The following is a 17041-nucleotide window of genomic DNA, read 5'->3' on the forward strand; positions in this document are numbered from 1 at the left end:
CTATGAGCTCTGTGTCGCTGAAACACGGCCCGCTGAAACAGGGGCCGCGAACGGACTTTCCGGGGAAAGTGCCGCGTGGAAGTCGGTTGATTGGTAGGTGAAGCGGCCTCCGACGGCGGTGGCCAGGACCTGCAGTTCGCTGATGGCCGGTGCCGTCAACGGTGAGGCGGAAAGGACAACGAAATCGGCGAGCTTTCCCGGTGTCAGGGTGCCTTTCTCGCCAAGTGACCCTGTGGCTGCTGCGGCTCCGGACGTGTAGGCGGCGAGGGCCTGCTGCGGGGTGAGGCGTTCCGCGGGGTTTCCAAAGACGGCACCGGATTCCGTCCGGCGGTCCACGAACGCCTGCATGCCGCGAAGTACGTTCCCGTCGGCGACGGGCCGGTCCGAGCTACCTGCCAAAACAACTCCGGCTTCGAGGAAACTGGCTGCCCGGTAAGCCCACGGCAAACGGTCCGGTCCGAGCGAAGCGGTCATGCCGTCGCCACCATCGCGGAAGAAGCTTGCCTGGGGTGTTACGGCGATGCCGGCGTCGGCTAGCCTCTCGAGCTGCTCCGGGCGGGTCATGGAAGCATGTTCGATCCTGTTGGGCACCCGGCGGGGCCCATACGCAGCCTGGCAATCCGTGATGATGTCCACGGCGAGGTCCACGGCCCGATCCCCGATGGCATGCGCTGCAATGGACCAGCCGGCGGCGTAGGCGGCCTCGATGCGTTCCCGCAGTTGGGCGGGGTCCGCTTGGAAGTAGCCGGTATTGCCGCTGTTGTCCTTGTGTCCGTGGCTGCAGAACTCGTGGCTCACGGCTGCGGTCTCGCCCAAAAGTGAGCCATCCAGGAAAACCTTGGCCGGTCCCAGGGAGAGGAACTCGTTCCCGAATCCGCTGGTGATGCCAAGATCCAGTCCGGCCGGAGCGGCGCCGGGGCTGTCCGAGGCATGCCCGTTGAGTCCGTGCAGCACATCCAGCACCGGCATCACCTGTGACCTGGCGTGCAGCCGACCGGTGGCGGCAGCGCTTTGGTAGGCAGCGAGCTCGGCCGGGCTGTGCCCGATCCAGCCGCCGCCCACCCCGGCTTCGGTGAAACTCGTGATGCCCTCGGAGGCGTAGTACAGCGTGGCCCGTTCAAGGGCGGCCTCAATGTCCTCCAACGAATACGGCAGGATCAGCTGCTGGATCAGTTCCTGGGCAGTCTCCTGGACGAGTCCGGTGGGCCGTCCCGCTGCGTCGCGGACGATCGCTCCGCCGTCGGGATCGGGGAACGACGGCGACTCCGCACCTGCCAGCCGCAACGCGGCGGTGTTGACCACGGCCATGTGCCCGGAGTTATGCCGCATGAACAGCGGCCGTTCCCCCGTGATGCGGTCCAGCTCGGCGATGTCCGGGAAGGAACCGCCGTGCTGGGTCTGGCTGAAACCCGTAGCGAAAAGCCACGCATCGCCGTCGGCCACTGCGTTGGTGGCAGCGCCCCGAAGCAATTCATAGAGCTCCTCCAGGCCGCGCGCACCGGACACGTCCAGTTCCGCCAGGCCCAGCCCGAACCACGTGGTGTGGCAATGGGCGTCGATGAAGCCCGGAGTGACGGTGGCACCGCCAAGATCGAGTACCTGAACGGCGTCCAGCCCATCCAATTCTTCGTCCAGGCCCACGATGCGTCCCTGCCAGATGCCCAGCGAACTGGCCACCGGACGGTCCGGATCCATGGTGAAAATGTCTGCGTTCCGTAGGAGGAGGTCGAGTTTCATGGCTGGTTCTAGCGGTGCGAGGTGGTGACGGATTTGATGCGGGTGTAGTCCTCAAGGCCGTAGACGGAGAGGTCCTTGCCGGTGCCCGAGTGTTTGAAGCCGCCGTGCGGTGCTTCAGCCGGGATCACTTGGTGGCAGTTGATCCAGACGGCCCCGAAGTCGAGTTCGTTGGATACGCGGGTGACTACGCCGTGGTTCTCGGACCACACGCTGGAGGCGAGGGCGTACTTGGTGCCATTGGCGAGCTCGATGGCCTCTTCCTCGGTGGCGAACGGTTGGACCGTCAGTACGGGACCGAAGATTTCGTCGCACACCACCTCGTCTGTTTGGAACACGCCGTCGATGACGGTCGGCTCAAAGTGGAAGCCCGTTCCGGTGCGCTTGCCGCCGGACAGGACGCGGGCGTTGGCGGGCAGGCGGGACATGAACCCCTCTACGCGCTCCAACTGGGCGGCACTGTTGAGCGGGCCAAGATCAGCCTCGTCGCCCCCTACCTTCAGGGCGGAAGCGGCATCTGCCAGGGCCGCCGCGAACTCCGTGTGGATGTCCTGGTGGACCAGCACGCGGGTCACCGCGGTGCAGTCCTGCCCGGCATTGAAGAAGGCAGCCAGGGCGATTTCGCCGGCGGTCCGCTGGATATCGACGTCGGCAAACACCACAGCGGGGGCCTTGCCGCCAAGCTCCAGGTGGACGTCCTTGAGGGTCTTGGCCGCAGCGGACATGACCTGCGCACCCGCACGGGTGGAACCGGTGATGGAGACCATCTCCGGGATGTCGTGGTCCACCATCGCTGCGCCGGCCTCGCGACCGCCGCAGACGATGTTCACTACACCGGCCGGGTAGACCTGCTGGGCAAGTTCGCCCAGCACCACGGTGGACCAGGGGGTGGTGTCGGCCGGTTTCAGGACCAAGGTGTTGCCCGCGGCGAGGGCCGGACCGATCTTCCAAATAGCCATCATGAACGGGTAGTTCCACGGCGTAATCTGGGCCACCACACCGATGGGCTCGCGCCGGATGGTGGACGAAAAACCTTCCACGTACTCCGTCTGGGCAGTGCCGGAAACCACCCGGCACGCCCCGGCGAAGAAGCGCAGTTGGTCCGCGCCGCGCAGGATTTCGAGCTCCTTGGTAAGTGCGGCGGGTTTGCCGGTGCAGGCCACCTCGGCCTCAAGCAGACGGTCAACATTCGCCTCGATGAGGTCGGCCAGCTGCAACAGCAGCGACTGGCGCGTTCCCGGCGTCGTGCGCTTGTAGCTCTTGAACGCTGCGGCAGCAGCTTGGAAGGCGGAGTCGACGACGGCAGCCTCACTGTCCGGGGCGGTGCCGATCTGCTGGCCCGTGGCGGGGTCGAAGAACGGCAGGCTGGCCGCGGCGTCCACGGACTCGCCGTTGATGATGTTCTGAAGCTGAATCACAGGAGGCTCCGGTCAGTTCGTTGAAGTCTTGGGGGAACGCGTTGTGGGGTCCTGCGGCAGGTGCAACAGGGCAGGGAGTCCGGAGTCGACGGCGCAGCGGAACGCGGCTGCGAAGTCTTCCGTGCGGTCCACGCGCTCGCCGTAACCGCCGTAGGAACGGGCGAGTGCGGCGAAGTCCGGGTTGGTCATGTGCGTGCCGGAAGGGCGGTCCGGGTAGTGCGCTTCCTGGTGCTCGCGGATGGTGGCGAAGATGCCGTTGTCCACCACCAGGACGATGAACGCGGCGCCGTAGCCCATGGCCGTGGCGATTTCCTGGCCGTTCATCATGAAGCAGCCATCTCCGGCGACGGAGATGACCTGGCGCCCGGGGTATGCCAGCGATGCTGCCACGGCTGCGGGAATCCCCATCCCCATGGCGCCGTTGCGCGGAGCGGCCAAGGAGTTGGCCGAGTTGTGGTCCAGATACCGGGCGGGCCACAGGGCGTGGTTTCCGGCGCCGAAGGTGAGGACGGCGTCCTCGGCCATTTCCTTCTTCAGGACCTCCATGGCGACGCCCAGGTCGACGCCGATGCCGCCGTCGGGCCGGGGTGTGGAGAACGTGAGCTGATCGGCGCGGGCGCTGGCGAACCAGCCTTCCTCGCGGTTGACCGCGACGTCCGTGGCGGGGAGGGAGGCAGCGAACGCGGTGACATCCGCGATGATGTGCTGGTCCACCCGGCTGAAGTGGCCCAGGAGGTTGGCGTCGGCGTTGACCACCACGGTTTCGGCGTTGAGTCCGCGCTTGTAGCCATCGGAGAGGACGTCGCCGCGGACGCATCCGACAAAGACGATCAGATCGGCGTCGTCCAGGCGTTGGGCGTTTGCGTCGCTGCGGCCGTAGCCCAGGAAGCCTGCGTAGGCGTCGCTGCGGTGCGGGACGGCGTCGTAGGCACGGAAGTCGGCCACCACAGGGACGCTGTGACGGCTCGCCCAGGCGGCCAACTGCTCGCCGGACTCCTGCGTCCAGCCTTCACCCCCGACGACGATCAGCGGCTTGCGTGCCGCCGCCAGCTTCCGGTTCAGCTCATCCATGTCCGCGACAGCCGGCCGGGTACGGGCAACCTTGCGGGGTTCCACGGTGGCGTCCTCGACGACATGCACGAGGACGTCCTCCGGGAGGCCGATCACTACGGGGCCGGGTCTGCCGCTGAGGGCGGTGAAGATGGCGTCGTCCACCACGCGGGCTGCGGAAGCGGCGTCGTCGAGCGTGACCACTTTCTTGGCCGTGCTGCCGAACCACGCGTTGATGTCGAACTCCTGGAAGGATTCGCGGCCACGGTCTGCTACCGGGATCAGGCCCACGAACAGGATCAGCGGCGTGGCGTCCTGGTAGGCGGTGTGGATGGCGATGAAGGCATTGGCTGCACCCGGACCGCGGGTCACCATGGCGATGCCCGGGAGTTCGGTCAGGCGGCCTTCGGCGAGTGCCATGAACCCGGCACCGCCTTCCTGGCGGGCCACTACGTTCTGGATCGGCGAGCCGTGCAGTCCGTCAAGGACGTCCAGGAAGCTCTCGCCAGGGACGGTGTAGACGCGCTTGACGCCCGCCCGTTCGAGTTGGCCAACAATCAAGTGGCCGGCGGTAGTGGTGCTCAATGCTTCATTCCTTCTTCTTCGATGGAAAGGGCGGGGAGGAACAGTCCGGACAGTGCCGTCAATATGGAAACCACCAGCAGGATGATGGCGCCCGGCCAGAAGGAATTGTTGGCTGCTACCAAGGCGGTGGCGATCAGCGGCACGAAGCCGGAGATGACGCCTGCGGTGTTGGACGTGATGGCGACGCCGGTGTAGCGGACCTTCGTGGCGAACAGGGCAGTCAGCGCGGTGCCGGAGACGGCGTACGGGATGGAGAGGACAGCGACGCCGATCATCATGCCGAGGATCACCAGGACGGGGTTGCGGGAGTCGATGGCCAGGAAAACCGGAACTGCGATGATGGCCGAGGCGACGCCGCCCCAGAGGATAACCTTGCTGGCGCCGAACTTTTCACCCAAGCGGCCGGCCCAGATCAGGGCGCCGATTTCGAGTGCTGCAGCCAGCAGGGTGCCCATGAGCAGAAGTTCAGAGGGCAGCTTGAGGACCTTGGTGCCGTAGAAGACCACAAAGCTGGTGATGAGGTAGAAGCCACCGATGCCGAGAAGCGCGGAGCACATGCCCACCAGGATCTGGCGCCAGCTGTTCTTCAGGACACCGCGGATGGGAGCGTGTTCCGTTTCGCCGGACTCCATCAGGGCTTCAAATTCGGGCGATTCGCTGAGGCGGCTGCGGATCCACAGCGAGATGGCCAGCAGCGGGATGGCGGCGATGAACGGGATACGCCAGCCCCACGCGTCGAAGTTCGTCTGGCCCACCAGGAACAGCATGCCGAAGAAGCCACCGGAGGACAGGATGGTGCCGATCGGGGAACCGATCTGCGGCAGGGCGGCGTAGCGTGCACGCTTTTCTACCGGTGCATTCTCGACGGCGATAATCACCGCGCCGCTCCACTCACCGCCGACAGCGAGGCCCTGGACGATGCGCAGGGCAACCAAGAGGATAGGGGCGGCCAAACCAATGGTCATGTAGTTCGGCAGCAGGCCGATGAGGCCGGTGACAATGCCGATGCCGATGATCGTGACCATGAGGATCTTCTTGCGGCCAACTTTGTCGCCGAGGGCACCAAAGATGAAGCCACCGATCGGGCGGGCTACGAAGCCGACGGCCAGGGTGGCGAAGGAGCCCATGGCTGCAACGAAGGGGTCCTGGGAGACGAAGAACTGTGCGTTGAAAACCAGCGCAGCGGCCGTCGTGAAAAGGAAGAAGTCGTACCATTCCAGCGCCGTGCCCACCAGGGCAGCCAGGGCTACCTTCTTGGTGACGCTTTCATCGACGACGCGTGCTGCCGTGGGACTGGCGTCCGTGGCTCCGCTGACCGTGCTTGCCATAGTTGCTCCATGAGTGCGAACGGGACCGGACGCTGGGGGTGTCCGGGCAAATTTGTGTGACTCAATCCATAGTGCCAGTAGTTTTCCCCAAAAAGACTAGCGATACACCACGGAATCATGGCGCTAGAATGTGTGAATGCACAATTCCGACACATCCGGGCATGCTGCTCGCTGGACTGAACTGGTGGAACAGCTCGAGGGCAGGCTGGACACCCTGGCCCAGGCCTTCACTACGAGGGTTCGCGAGATCCCCGAATACGGCGAAAGCCAGGTGACGGTCCTGGAAATCCAGGAGACCGCACGGGAGACTTTCCGACGCCTGATCAGCGGCCTCAGGAATGGCAAGACGGACAGCAGTGATGGCTTGCTCGACTTCGCCTCCGACCTCGGTTCCAAGCGAGCCAGGGCCGGCATTCCGCCGGAGTCCCTCACCTCCGCCGTGCGCCTTGACTTCAGCATTCTGTGGGCTGAACTGCTGGAAATCGCCGACACCGCGGACGCCGCCCTGCTGGCTACACGGGTGGACCAGGTGTGGAGCGTCGTTGACGAGTTCGCCACCCGCACACACACCAGCTACCTCACAGAGCGGGTCAGGATGGCCCAGGAAGAATCGAGCATTCAACGCGAGTTCATCGCCCGCCTGTTCAACCAGAGCAGCCCCTCACTGGAAACCTCCGCGCAAGTTGCTTCGGCGCTGGGTATCAACCCCGAGTCGCGCTTCGCCCTGGTAGCAGCCAGCGGCGAACCCGGCGCACGACTACGGGCAGCAACGTCCCAGTTCGGATCGGGGCAGCACACCCGGCAGAGGTTGTTCCTCCATGAATCGGGTGGCAACACTTACGTTTTCTGGGCGCTGCCTGCAGTTCGGACCCGCGGCCCTGAACCCTGGGGTGAGGGGCACGGAACCGAAGCCGACACGCAGCAGCTGCCACCCGGCGTCGTGAATGTCCCCTGCGGCTACGTGCCCGAGGTCCTTGGCCTCCGCGCGCTCCCAACAGCGGCCCGTACAGCCGAGAGCCTCGCGGCACTCCTGCGTCCCCGCGACGCCGGACCGCTTTCGGCCGATTCGGCCTGGGCACGGCTGGCCCAGCAAAACCTGCAGGACGCCGGGCTGGACCTGGCAGCGGAACTCGAGGAAGCCTTGGCGGAGTGCCGGGGCGGCGAGCGCGAGCGCCTGCTGGAAACAGTGCGTAATTACCTGGCCACCGGCAACGTCACTGTCACTTCCGAGCAGCTGTTCTGCCACCGCAACACCATCCTCAACCGGCTCAACCGCTTCCAGGAGCTGACGGGAATCGACCTTGCCGTTCCCGCGAAGACCGCAAGGCTGGTGGTGGCCTGGGCGTAGCCGGCTTCGCATGCCCGGATGCGCCGATGTGTGTTCTCACATCCCAGGCTCCGTTTTGATGGAATTTATGCCATTGATGGTGTGATCGGGCACACACCATAGTTGTAGCTACCTTGCACCGGACATTCGTCCCCGCACCCCATCCGGAGAATCTGATGGCCCACACGGTAGATACTGCCTCCGCATCATCGTCCAGGCTTGACCTGGCAAAGATGCGCAAGATTGCCCTCGCCAGCGTTATTGGCACCACCGTCGAGTGGTACGACCTTTTCGTCTTCGGGACGGCGTCGGCCCTTGTCTTCAACAAGATCTTCTTCCCGAGCTTTGATCCGATCGTCGGCACCATGCTGGCCTTCGGTACGTTCGCTTCCGCCTACATTGCCCGCATGGTGGGCGCCATCATCTTCGGGCACTTCGGTGACCGACTGGGCCGCAAGTCCATGCTGCTGGTCTCCCTCCTGACCATGGGCGCGGCAACGTTCGCCATCGGCCTGCTGCCCGACTACAACAGCATCGGCATCATGGCCCCGCTCCTGTTGCTGTTCCTCCGCGTCATCCAAGGCCTGGCCCTCGGCGGCGAATGGGGCGGCGCCGTCCTCATGACGGTTGAACACGCTCCTCCCGCCCGCCGCGGCTTCTACGGTTCACTGGTGCAGGTTGGCGTCCCCGCCGGCACCCTGATCGCCAACGTGGCCTTCCTGATTGTGGCCTCCACTGTCAGCACCGAAGCCCTGTATTCGTGGGGCTGGCGTATCCCGTTCCTGGCATCTGTCCTCCTGGTCAGTGTGGGTATCTACATCCGGCTGCACATCGAGGAAACCCCGTCCTTCCAGGCAGTCAAGACCGCTGGCGCCAAGGCAAAGATGCCGTTCGCCGCACTGATGGCCAAGTACTGGAAGCAGGTTGTCCTGGGCGGCGTCGCAACCCTGTCCACGGGCAGCACGTTCACCTTGTTGGTGGCCTCCGGTGTCTCCTACGGCAAGAAGGAACTGGGCCATTCCGAGAGCCTGATGCTCTGGGTGGTCCTGGCCTCCTGCATCCTGGGACTGTTCCTCATCCCGTTCTTCGGCAAGCTCTCCGACAAGTTCGGCCGCAAACCAATCATTTTCGCCGGCGTTGCCGCCGAGGCAGCACTCGCCTTCCCGATGTTCTGGCTCATGGACACCAAATCCGTGGCACTGCTCTTCGTCGCCTACCTGGCCATGATGACGGCATTCTGCGCCAACTACGGCCCCATCGCCACGTTCCTCGCCGAGCTCTTCGGCTCCAAGGTCCGCTACTCCGGCCTCTCCGTGGCCTACATGCTCTCCGGTTTGCTGGGCAGCGCCGCCACCCCGTTCGTCACCACGTGGCTCCTGGGCATGACGGGACAGAGCTCCTCGATCGCCTGGTACATCATGGCCGCGGCCGGACTGTCACTCGTAGCCCTCTTCCTGCTGACCGAGACCCGGTACGGCAACATCGACGCCGTCGATGAAGCCCCGGCTGTTGCCGGCTCCACCGAAGCCGCGGCAGCGAAGTGACCGTCCCCTCCATCGGGCGCTTGGCCGGTATCCCCGGCCAAGCGCCCGCCGTCGGGCCCTTTTCCCCAGCGGTCATTGCCAACGGTTTTGTCTTCACCTCCGGCCAGATCCCCGCGATCACCGGCCTGGACGATCAGCCGGACACCTTCGAAGGTCAGGTCCGGCAAACCATCCAGAACCTCGCAGGTGTGCTGGAAGCCGCAGGGTCCAGCCTTGAACACGTGGTCAAGGTCAACACGTACCTGACCAGCCAGGACCAGCTGGAGGAATACAACCGCGTGTACGTGGAGTACTTTGGCACTGCCAAACCGGCCCGGACCACCGTGTGCGTGAGCCTGTGGGGCGTGTCCCTGGAAATCGAATGCGTGGCTGTCGTTGCCCAGAAGGTCCGCGCCCGGAAACCGGAGGTAACCCAGTGAGCCCAACTCTCCTGCAGGACCTGACCGACGTCAGCTACCCGACCATCGGCCACTTCCTCGAGGACGGTTTCGTCTCCCCTGCCATCCAGTCGCTGCTGGCAAACGTGAAAATCGCCGGACCCGCCGTCACCGTACGCATCGAGGACCACGACGCCATCGCCATGAACCACGCCCTGCTCGCGCTCCAACCCGGGGACGTGCTGGTGGTGGACATGGGCGGCGACCACCAGCACGCGCCCGTGGGGGCCGTCACGGCAGCCGCGGCGCTCGCCCAAGGAGCGGCCGGCGTCGTGGTTGATGGCGTGGCCACCGATGTGTTGGAACTGAGGGAGACCGGCCTTCCGGTGTTCGCCCGCGGGACGTCATGCCTGACCACCAAGCGCTTGTACGGGACTGGCTCCGCCGTCAATGTTCCAGTGCACTGTGGAGGAGTGGAGGTCAATCCGGGCGACCTGGTCCTCGGCGACGACAACGGGCTGGTCGTGCTCTCGCCCGAAGCTGCGCGCGAGGTGCTGGGGAAAGCGCTCGCATCGGACGCAGCGGAGCCAGCCATCCTTGCGCGCATAGCATCCGGGGAACCGCTCGAGTCGATCCTGGCCCTGTAATACTGCCGAGAGCGTAACCGTCCGGCCACCGGGACGCCACCAAGGAACTTCGGCTGGGGATGGGGTAGAACTTAACCATGAGCGTACGTACACCCGACCCGTATCCAGGCTGGCTTTCAGATGAAGACCTCTTCGAAGCCCGCGGCCGCCTCCCCATGGTCTACGTGGAGGCCGTTCCGGTCAGGCTGGATCCGCTCGGGTACGTGAACGAAGTCGGCACGCTCCTGCAGGGCGACGCCGACGGCAACATGGTCCGCTACCTCGTCTCCGGCCGCGTTCTCTACCGCGAAACGATCCGCGCGGCGCTCCTCCGGCACATGGAAAAGGACCTCGGTCCCCTGGCCTTCCCGCAGTTGCCCATCAGCCCCGTCCCGTTCACTGTGGCCGAATACTTCCCGGCCCCGTCCCAGACCGGCTTCACGGACGACCGGCAGCACGCTGTCTCGCTGGCCTACATCATTCCGGTGACCGGCGAATGTGAACCGCGCCAGGACGCCCTGGAACTCACGTGGATGACGCCCCAAGAGGTGCTGAGCGAGAACGTCCAGCAGGAATTCGACGGCGGCCGCGGGAACCTCGTGCGGCAGGCACTGGCTTTCTCGGGCATCGTTCTCTAGCGGGTCCCCGCCCCCGCGCCGGCTGGTCTTTGTAGACTGGACGGCGGACCCCAAGAGAACCAAAGGACTTCCGATGACTCACAGCCCAGCCACACAGCAATACAGAGAGAAGCAGGCTGGGGACCTGTTGCCCGGAGATTTTGTCTATCCGCCCGGCGACGGGCCAGCCGCCGAAATCAGCAGCATCGAGGTGCAGCACGACGACTACGGCGTGGCCGCGCTGCTGCTGGTGACAATGGTCGACGGCGGCACGGTGCGGATCGCTGTCGGGTCCAGTGTTCCTGTGGGTGACGGAGTTCCGGCTGGTTCCGGTGATGCTCCCCCTGAAGCCGCCCCTGACTCCAGCGCCTCAGACTCCGGCGCCTCAGACTCGAGCACCTCAGCGGAAGCCGACGCCGACGCTTCCGCTGGACCCGCCGTCGTCGTACCTCCGCGCCCGGAAACGCCCCCGACGTACACAGGCCCCAGCGCCGAAGAACTGGCCCTCATCCCCGAGCCCGACGGAACCCCCGAAGCCGTGGTGCGTGCCGCGGCCGCCAACCACAAGGGCAAGAACGGCGTGCAAGTCCTGTCCGAACGGCTCGCCAAGGGCATCAATACGAAGTCCGGAAGCTGCCTCCGGGACCTCAGCGACCTCGCGTTCGACCTCTGCATCGTGCTGCGCGATCCGGACCACGCCTTGGCTGTTGCGGACCTCCTGAACGTGCTGCCGTTCGATGGAAACCTGGATCGCTGGGCTTCGATCGAACGAGGGCTGGCGCTGTCCAGTTTCATCTGCCGCGAAGCCGGGCAAACCGAACGGGCCGCAGTCTACGAGAAACTGCTGCGCGCACCCGAGTCCCAGGAAGAGGACCCGTTCAAGGCCCGGATCAATGCCAGGGTCCGCCAGCGCTCGCTCAACGAACCCAATCTGTATGACAAGGAAATCTTCCGCGCCATCGATAACGGCAACCACGAAGCCGAGCGCGAATGGCGGTTCCTGCGCCTCGAAGCGCTGATGTTCCTGCGCGCGCACGGCGGCTCGAAGACCATCGGCGAGGAAGAGTTGGCCCGACGGATCGGCAATGAGCTCGAATCGGTGCGCGCCTAACGCTGCTTCAAGACTGTTATGTGGGCGCGAACGGCGGTAGATTCGGGGCCATGACGAACAATCTGAGCGTTGTGGTTAATGCCGATGCACAGCAGGTTTGGACCATGCTGCGTGAACCGTCGTTGGTGGCCCAATGGCATGGCTGGGAAGCCGATGATCTCACTGCCGAAATCAAGCAGATCTACTTCAACACCGATGTTGTGGAAGGGCCTGATCACACGAGCCTGACCGTCAACGGCGGCGACGTCTTTGAACTCCATCCTGTCTCCGGGGGCACGGAAGTGAGGATCACGCGGGCGGCCCTGGACCACGATTCCGAGTGGGCTGACTGGGACGAGGACATCACCCAGGGATGGCTCACGTTCCTGCATCAACTTCGTTTTGCCCTGGAACGGCACCCGCACGGGCACCGGCGGACGCACTTCGTTTCCCTCCCGGGCAAGGGCGGACCGGCGATCGAGAAGCTGGGGCTCGGGGATTTGCCGCCCGTCGGCGAAGAGTATTCGCTCACACTTTCCACGGGCGAGAAGATCTCCGGAAAGGTCTGGTTCAAGAGCCGGCACCAGGTAGGCCTCACCGTCCACAGCTACGCCGAGCACGGTGAAGGGCTGCTGATCGTCGCGGAGCAGCTGCCGATTCCGGAGAAAAGGCCCGACGGCGGGTCCATGGTGATTGCCTCGACGTACGATTTGGGGGCCCACACCTTGGCGGATGTCAGGTCATCGTGGGACAACTGGAAAGCTGAGAAGTACGGGGCCTAGGGTTTCCTGGGCAGGTTACTTGGGGTAAAGCTGGCACACTTGGTAGCGTGCCAGCTTCCTCATCTGCCCCTGCATCCTCCCCTGCGCTGCCCGGTTTGTCCCACCGGCAATCCGAGTTCTCCTTTTCGGTGGGCAAGCGCCTGACTGAAACCTGCTCGCCGTCGGACCCCCAGGTACAGGCCAACGGCGGCGCTTTCCTGGGCCGCACCGGAACAATCACCACGCCGCACGGAACCATCCAGACGCCGGCGTTCATCGCCGTCGGGACCAAAGCCACCGTGAAAGCCGTGCTGCCCGAGTCCATCGCCGACCTCGGCGCCCAAGCTGTGCTGGCCAACGCGTACCACCTCTACCTGCAGCCCGGACCCGAGATCCTCGATGCCGCGGGCGGGCTGGGCGCGTTCATGAACTGGTCCGGGCCAACCTTCACCGACTCCGGCGGATTCCAGGTGATGAGCCTGGGCTCGGGGTTCAAGAAGGTCATCGACATGAAGAACGTGGACAGCTCCGGTCCGGACGACGCTGTGGCGCCGGGCAAGGAACGGCTGGCACACATTGACGACGACGGAGTCTGGTTCAAGTCGCACCTGAACGGGGACCGGCACCGTTTCTCCCCCGAGATCTCCATGCAGGTCCAGCACCAGATCGGCGCGGACATCATGTTCGCCTTCGACGAGCTCACCACGTTGCAGAACTCGCGGGCGTACCAGGAGGAGTCCCTGGAACGCACCCGGTTGTGGGCGCTGCGATGCTTGGAGGAGCACGCTTCCTTGACTGCTTCCCGCGTGGGTAAGCCGTACCAGGCGTTGTTCGGCGTGATCCAGGGTGCCCAATACGAGGACCTTCGCCGCAAAGCCTGCCAGGACCTCGGTGCCATGCCCTTTGACGGGTACGGGATCGGCGGTGCGTTGGAGAAGGAAAACCTGGGCACGATCGTGCGATGGTGCAACGAGGAACTGCCCGAGGACAAGCCCCGGCACCTGCTGGGCATCTCCGAGCCGGACGACATCTTCACGGCAATCGAGAACGGTGCCGACACCTTTGACTGTGTCTCCCCCACCCGCGTGGCCCGGAACTCTGCGTTCTACACGCCATATGGCCGGTTCAATCTGTCCGGGGCTAAATACAAGACTGACTTCGGGCCGTTGCAGGATGGCTGCGACTGCTACACGTGCGTGAATTACTCGCGGGCGTACATCCACCACCTTTTCAAGGCCAAGGAAATGCTCTCGGCAACCCTGATCTCCATCCACAACGAACGCTTCGTGGTGAAGATGGTGGACGACGCCCGCTTGGCCATCGAATCCGGGGACTTCTTCGAGTTCAAGGCGGAGACGCTGGGCCGGTACTACTCGTAGGCGCTTCTCGCGTCGAGATCGCCGGAAGCGTGCGGGCCTAGGCTGCGGCCACTCCGTAGCTGGGCTCGCGCTTCTTGATCCAGCCGACAACCAGCACGGTGACAGGGACGAACAGGAACTCCACAGCGGTCTTGTAGACGAAGCCAACCAGCACGTAGTTAGCGAACATACCGATGTCCGTGATGCCAATGACCGTCGCCGCGATGCTGCAGAAGATCAGGGTATCCACGAATTCGCCCACCACGGACGACCCCATGAGGCGTGCCCACAGGCTCTTTTCACCGGTGCGGGCCTTCATCTTCACCAGGATCCAGGAGTTGATGGTCTGCCCGGCAAGGAAGGCCAGCAGCGAGGCGAGGACAATCTGCGGGACGGGTCCCAGTGCGCCCTCGATGGCTGCTTGCTTGGCGGTGCCGTACTCGTCGCTGAAGCCGGGAAGCACAATGATGATCCAGTAGCAGAGGGATGCAAACACCGAGAGCGCGAACGAAGTGATGATGGCTTTGCGCGCAACTTTGAAGCCGTAGACCTCGCTCATCACGTCGCCCAGGATGTAGGCGAGCGGGAACAGGAAGAACCCGCCGTCGGTGATGATTGGTCCGAGCACCACGCCTTTGGACGCGCCAATGTTGGACAGGATCAGCACCACGGCCATGACGGCCAGCATGATGCCGAAATACGGGGAGCCGATGGAGGCGAAGCGCGGAGCGGGCTTGCTCAGGGTACTGGAGCCGGAGGGCGAGGGCATGGGTCATCCATTTCGTAGTGGTTCGCGCAGGCTTCCTTGGTGAGGCTGCCCCGCTGTATTAGCACTGTGGTTGGTGGGGCATACCGCCCGGCACCGGTTCCATTCTCCCACCTGCCGACGCTCTCTCACCTTTCAAGCCGTTTCCAGCAACGCTCTCTCACCTTTCAAGCCGTTTCCAGCAACGCTCACTCACCTCCCGCATGCTTGAATCAAACGCTCTCTCACAAACACTTTTGAACACGTTCAGAAATGTGCAATACTCATTCTTGAACACGTTCAAAACTTAGTTCGAGGAGCAGCGCATGGCAGCGAAGAGTGAGCAGACCCGCCAACTGGTGGCCGACGTCGCACTGAAAATGTTCCGTGAGGTCGGCTTCGAAAAGACCACCATGAGGGCCATTGCCCAGGAAGCGGGAGTCTCGGTGGGCAACGCCTACTACTACTTCTCTTCCAAGGACGAGCTCGTCCAAGAGCTGTACATCCAGGTCCAGGACGAACATGCAGTGGTCGCCGCCAAGGCACTCGACGGCGTCCAGGATCTCGCGGGCCGTCTGAAGGCAGTGCTGCACACGGGCATCGACGTCATGGCGCCGTACCACCAGTTCGGTTCCGACTTCATCGCAACGGCGATCCGGCCGTCGTCGCCCGTCAACCCTTTCGGCGAGGCGTCCACCGCCGCCCGCGAGGCCTCGCTCGCGATCTTACGGTCCGCCGTCGAAGGCTCCTCCCCCTCCGTTGCGAAGAAGCTTCGCGGTGACCTGCCCGAGTTGCTGTGGCTGGCGTACATGGGCGTCGCGCTGTTCTGGGTCTACGACAAATCCGAGGGCCAACGACGCACCCGCAAGCTGATCGATGGTGCCGCACCTTTGGTGGCTCGCGGCTTGTCGCTGGCCAAGATTCCCGGCGTGAGCAAGGTGTTCGACGACGTCCTGGGACTCGTCCGCACCGTCAAGGAAGACTCGTGAAGCCGCGGACCGTGGTGGTTGCGGGTGCGTCCGGGTTTATCGGCACCTACTTCACGCGCCGGTTTCTTGACGAGGGTTGGCAGGTCCGAACGGTTGGGCGGGACGCCCCGGCTGACGCGCAATGGAACGACGACGGCGCCATCACCAAAGTCGTGAACGGCGCCGATCTGCTGGTGAACCTCGCCGGGCGCTCCGTGAATTGCCGATACGACGAACGGCACCGGCGGGAGATTCTGGACTCCCGGGTGCTCACGACCCGCGCTTTGGGTAGGGCTGTTGCAGGGTGCGCCGAACCGCCCGGGACTTGGATCAATTCCAGCACTGGAACCATCTACCGGCATGCGGAAGACCACCCACAGTCGGAAGCCTCGGGAGAACTGGGCAGCGGGTTCTCCGTAGACGTCGCCCGCGCTTGGGAGGACGAGTTGGCGGCAGCTGACGTGCCGGGCACCCGCAGAGTGCCCCTGCGCATTGCGATTGTTTTGGGGGCCGGGGGCGTCATGAGCCCTCTCCGGAACCTTGCCCGGCTCGGCTTGGGCGGGCACATGGGACCGGGGACGCAGAAGTTCAGCTGGATCCATGTGGAGGACTTGTTCCGTCTTGTCCTGTTCGTCCACGGTCACGGTGAGCTGAGGGGTCCGGTGAATGCGGCGACGCCCTACCCCGTAGACAACCGCGAACTGATGTCACTGGTCCGGCAAAGCATGGGCGTCCCCTTTGGCATTCCGACGCCCTCCTGGCTCCTGGAAGCTGGCGCGGTCCTGATCCGGACGCAGACAGAACTGGTGCTGAAGAGCCGGTGGGTAGAGCCCGGGAAGTTGCTCGATGCGGGGTTCGCGTTCGAGTATGCCACTCTAACCGGTGCCCTCAACGAAATCGCCCAGGGGAAGCGATGAACCCGGTCAGTCCCCCGGCAGTCTGGCCCTACGACCCGAGCGATCGAGTAATGCTGGGCTGGAAGGGCCTGGTGGTGGGAATCCTGGTGTCGCACCTGGTTTTTGGTGTGTTTCTGGCCCTGTCCGACCCCCTTTGGGGCACTGCCCTGTTCATCTTCAGTGCGCCGCCAACGTGGGGAGTTGCCGCGGCCGTTGGTTCGCTGCTGGGTCTGGCCTTGAGGCGCGTCCGCAACCAGTGGATCCATATCGCGGCGTTCTTCGCTGCGGGAGCACTCATCTGCGTCCCGTTCGGAGGTTTTTGGAATTCCCAGTCCTGGGCCTACCCCCTGTCCATAGCCGTCGCCGCCGGAATCGCCCGGCTCTCGATCTGGAAGCTCGTCCGCATCAACGACCAACCCTCTATCAGCTAATCGCACCTTCAGACCAACGCTCTCTCACCTCATGGTCCTTTCGGCAAGACCCTCACTCACTGCGGTCGTATGGTTTTCTGAGACAGGTTGATGGGAGATCGACTACAGAATGACTGGTCCCAGAAGAAAATATGATGCCGCGTTTCGTGAGGAAGCGGTGCAGTTGGTGTTGTCCTCGGATCGTTC

At 64.2% G+C, this 17041-nt stretch carries 16 protein-coding genes; 11 read left to right on the top strand and 5 right to left on the bottom strand.

Annotated elements, in window-relative coordinates:
• Genes GVL04_RS12785 through GVL04_RS12800 form a run of 4 tightly spaced genes read right to left on the bottom strand, consistent with a single transcriptional unit; the run spans position 1 to position 6115 of the window.
• Positions 1-1737, bottom strand: coding sequence for an amidohydrolase (locus GVL04_RS12785; protein WP_159704898.1), 1737 nt, complete (start codon positions 1735-1737; stop codon positions 1-3).
• Between the two features lie 8 nt (positions 1738-1745).
• Positions 1746-3152 (bottom strand): gamma-aminobutyraldehyde dehydrogenase, encoded by a 1407-nt coding sequence (locus GVL04_RS12790; protein ID WP_159704901.1) that lies wholly within the window; start codon positions 3150-3152, stop codon positions 1746-1748.
• 12 nt (positions 3153-3164) lie between these two features.
• Positions 3165-4787 carry a thiamine pyrophosphate-dependent enzyme gene (locus GVL04_RS12795; protein WP_159704904.1) on the bottom strand — a complete coding sequence of 541 codons (1623 nt, stop codon included), beginning with the start codon at positions 4785-4787 and terminating at the stop codon, positions 3165-3167.
• On the bottom strand, positions 4784-6115 hold the full coding sequence (locus tag GVL04_RS12800) for an MFS transporter (RefSeq protein ID WP_159704907.1): 1332 nt from the start codon (positions 6113-6115) through the stop codon (positions 4784-4786). Before GVL04_RS12800 ends, GVL04_RS12795 begins: the two co-directional genes overlap by 4 nt.
• 136 nt (positions 6116-6251) lie before the next feature.
• On the opposite strand from GVL04_RS12800, the gene GVL04_RS12805 reads away from it, so the two are divergent.
• The 8 genes from GVL04_RS12805 (at position 6252) to tgt (ending at position 13836) form a co-directional block, all read left to right on the top strand.
• A complete protein-coding gene (locus GVL04_RS12805) occupies positions 6252-7463 on the top strand; it encodes a CdaR family transcriptional regulator (RefSeq protein WP_159704910.1) in 1212 nt (403 codons plus the stop codon).
• A 155-nt stretch (positions 7464-7618) separates the two neighbouring features.
• Entirely contained in the window at positions 7619-8986 is a 1368-nt protein-coding gene (locus GVL04_RS12810; protein ID WP_200846839.1) for an MFS transporter, read from the top strand.
• Positions 8983-9405 carry a RidA family protein gene (locus GVL04_RS12815; RefSeq protein WP_159704913.1) on the top strand — a complete coding sequence of 141 codons (423 nt, stop codon included), beginning with the start codon at positions 8983-8985 and terminating at the stop codon, positions 9403-9405. The genes GVL04_RS12810 and GVL04_RS12815 overlap by 4 nt, the downstream gene beginning before the upstream one ends.
• On the top strand, positions 9402-10010 hold the full coding sequence (locus GVL04_RS12820; RefSeq protein WP_159704916.1) for an RraA family protein: 609 nt from the start codon (positions 9402-9404) through the stop codon (positions 10008-10010). The genes GVL04_RS12815 and GVL04_RS12820 overlap by 4 nt, the downstream gene beginning before the upstream one ends.
• Positions 10011-10087: 77 nt before the next feature.
• Positions 10088-10627, top strand: coding sequence for an NUDIX hydrolase family protein (locus GVL04_RS12825; RefSeq protein WP_091465301.1), 540 nt, complete (start codon positions 10088-10090; stop codon positions 10625-10627).
• A 73-nt stretch (positions 10628-10700) separates the two neighbouring features.
• The gene (locus tag GVL04_RS12830) at positions 10701-11717 is read left to right on the top strand and encodes a DUF6707 family protein (protein WP_159704919.1); all 1017 of its coding nucleotides are present in this window, start codon (positions 10701-10703) and stop codon (positions 11715-11717) included.
• A gap of 50 nt (positions 11718-11767) precedes the next feature.
• Entirely contained in the window at positions 11768-12478 is a 711-nt protein-coding gene (locus tag GVL04_RS12835) for an SRPBCC domain-containing protein (RefSeq protein WP_159704922.1), read from the top strand.
• Positions 12479-12525: 47 nt separating this feature from the next.
• Positions 12526-13836 carry a tRNA guanosine(34) transglycosylase Tgt gene (gene tgt, locus GVL04_RS12840; protein ID WP_159704925.1) on the top strand — a complete coding sequence of 437 codons (1311 nt, stop codon included), beginning with the start codon at positions 12526-12528 and terminating at the stop codon, positions 13834-13836.
• A 37-nt stretch (positions 13837-13873) separates the two neighbouring features.
• Here tgt and GVL04_RS12845 read toward each other — a convergent pair whose 3' ends face one another.
• Positions 13874-14584: a queuosine precursor transporter gene (locus tag GVL04_RS12845; protein WP_159704928.1), complete on the bottom strand. Its 711-nt coding sequence runs from the start codon at positions 14582-14584 to the stop codon at positions 13874-13876.
• A 302-nt stretch (positions 14585-14886) separates the two neighbouring features.
• Here GVL04_RS12845 and GVL04_RS12850 point away from each other — a divergent pair, with 302 nt between their 5' ends.
• The 3 genes from GVL04_RS12850 to GVL04_RS12860 are packed head-to-tail and all read left to right on the top strand — an operon-like array spanning position 14887 to position 16855.
• Positions 14887-15549: a TetR/AcrR family transcriptional regulator gene (locus GVL04_RS12850; protein WP_159704931.1), complete on the top strand. Its 663-nt coding sequence runs from the start codon at positions 14887-14889 to the stop codon at positions 15547-15549.
• Positions 15546-16445: a TIGR01777 family oxidoreductase gene (locus tag GVL04_RS12855; protein WP_159704934.1), complete on the top strand. Its 900-nt coding sequence runs from the start codon at positions 15546-15548 to the stop codon at positions 16443-16445. The genes GVL04_RS12850 and GVL04_RS12855 overlap by 4 nt, the downstream gene beginning before the upstream one ends.
• The gene (locus tag GVL04_RS12860) at positions 16442-16855 is read left to right on the top strand and encodes a hypothetical protein (RefSeq protein WP_159704937.1); all 414 of its coding nucleotides are present in this window, start codon (positions 16442-16444) and stop codon (positions 16853-16855) included. Before GVL04_RS12855 ends, GVL04_RS12860 begins: the two co-directional genes overlap by 4 nt.
• The last annotated feature ends 186 nt before the right edge of the window (positions 16856-17041 follow it).

This window comes from Arthrobacter sp. 18067 (assembly GCF_902706295.1).
GTDB lineage: Bacteria > Actinomycetota > Actinomycetes > Actinomycetales > Micrococcaceae > Arthrobacter.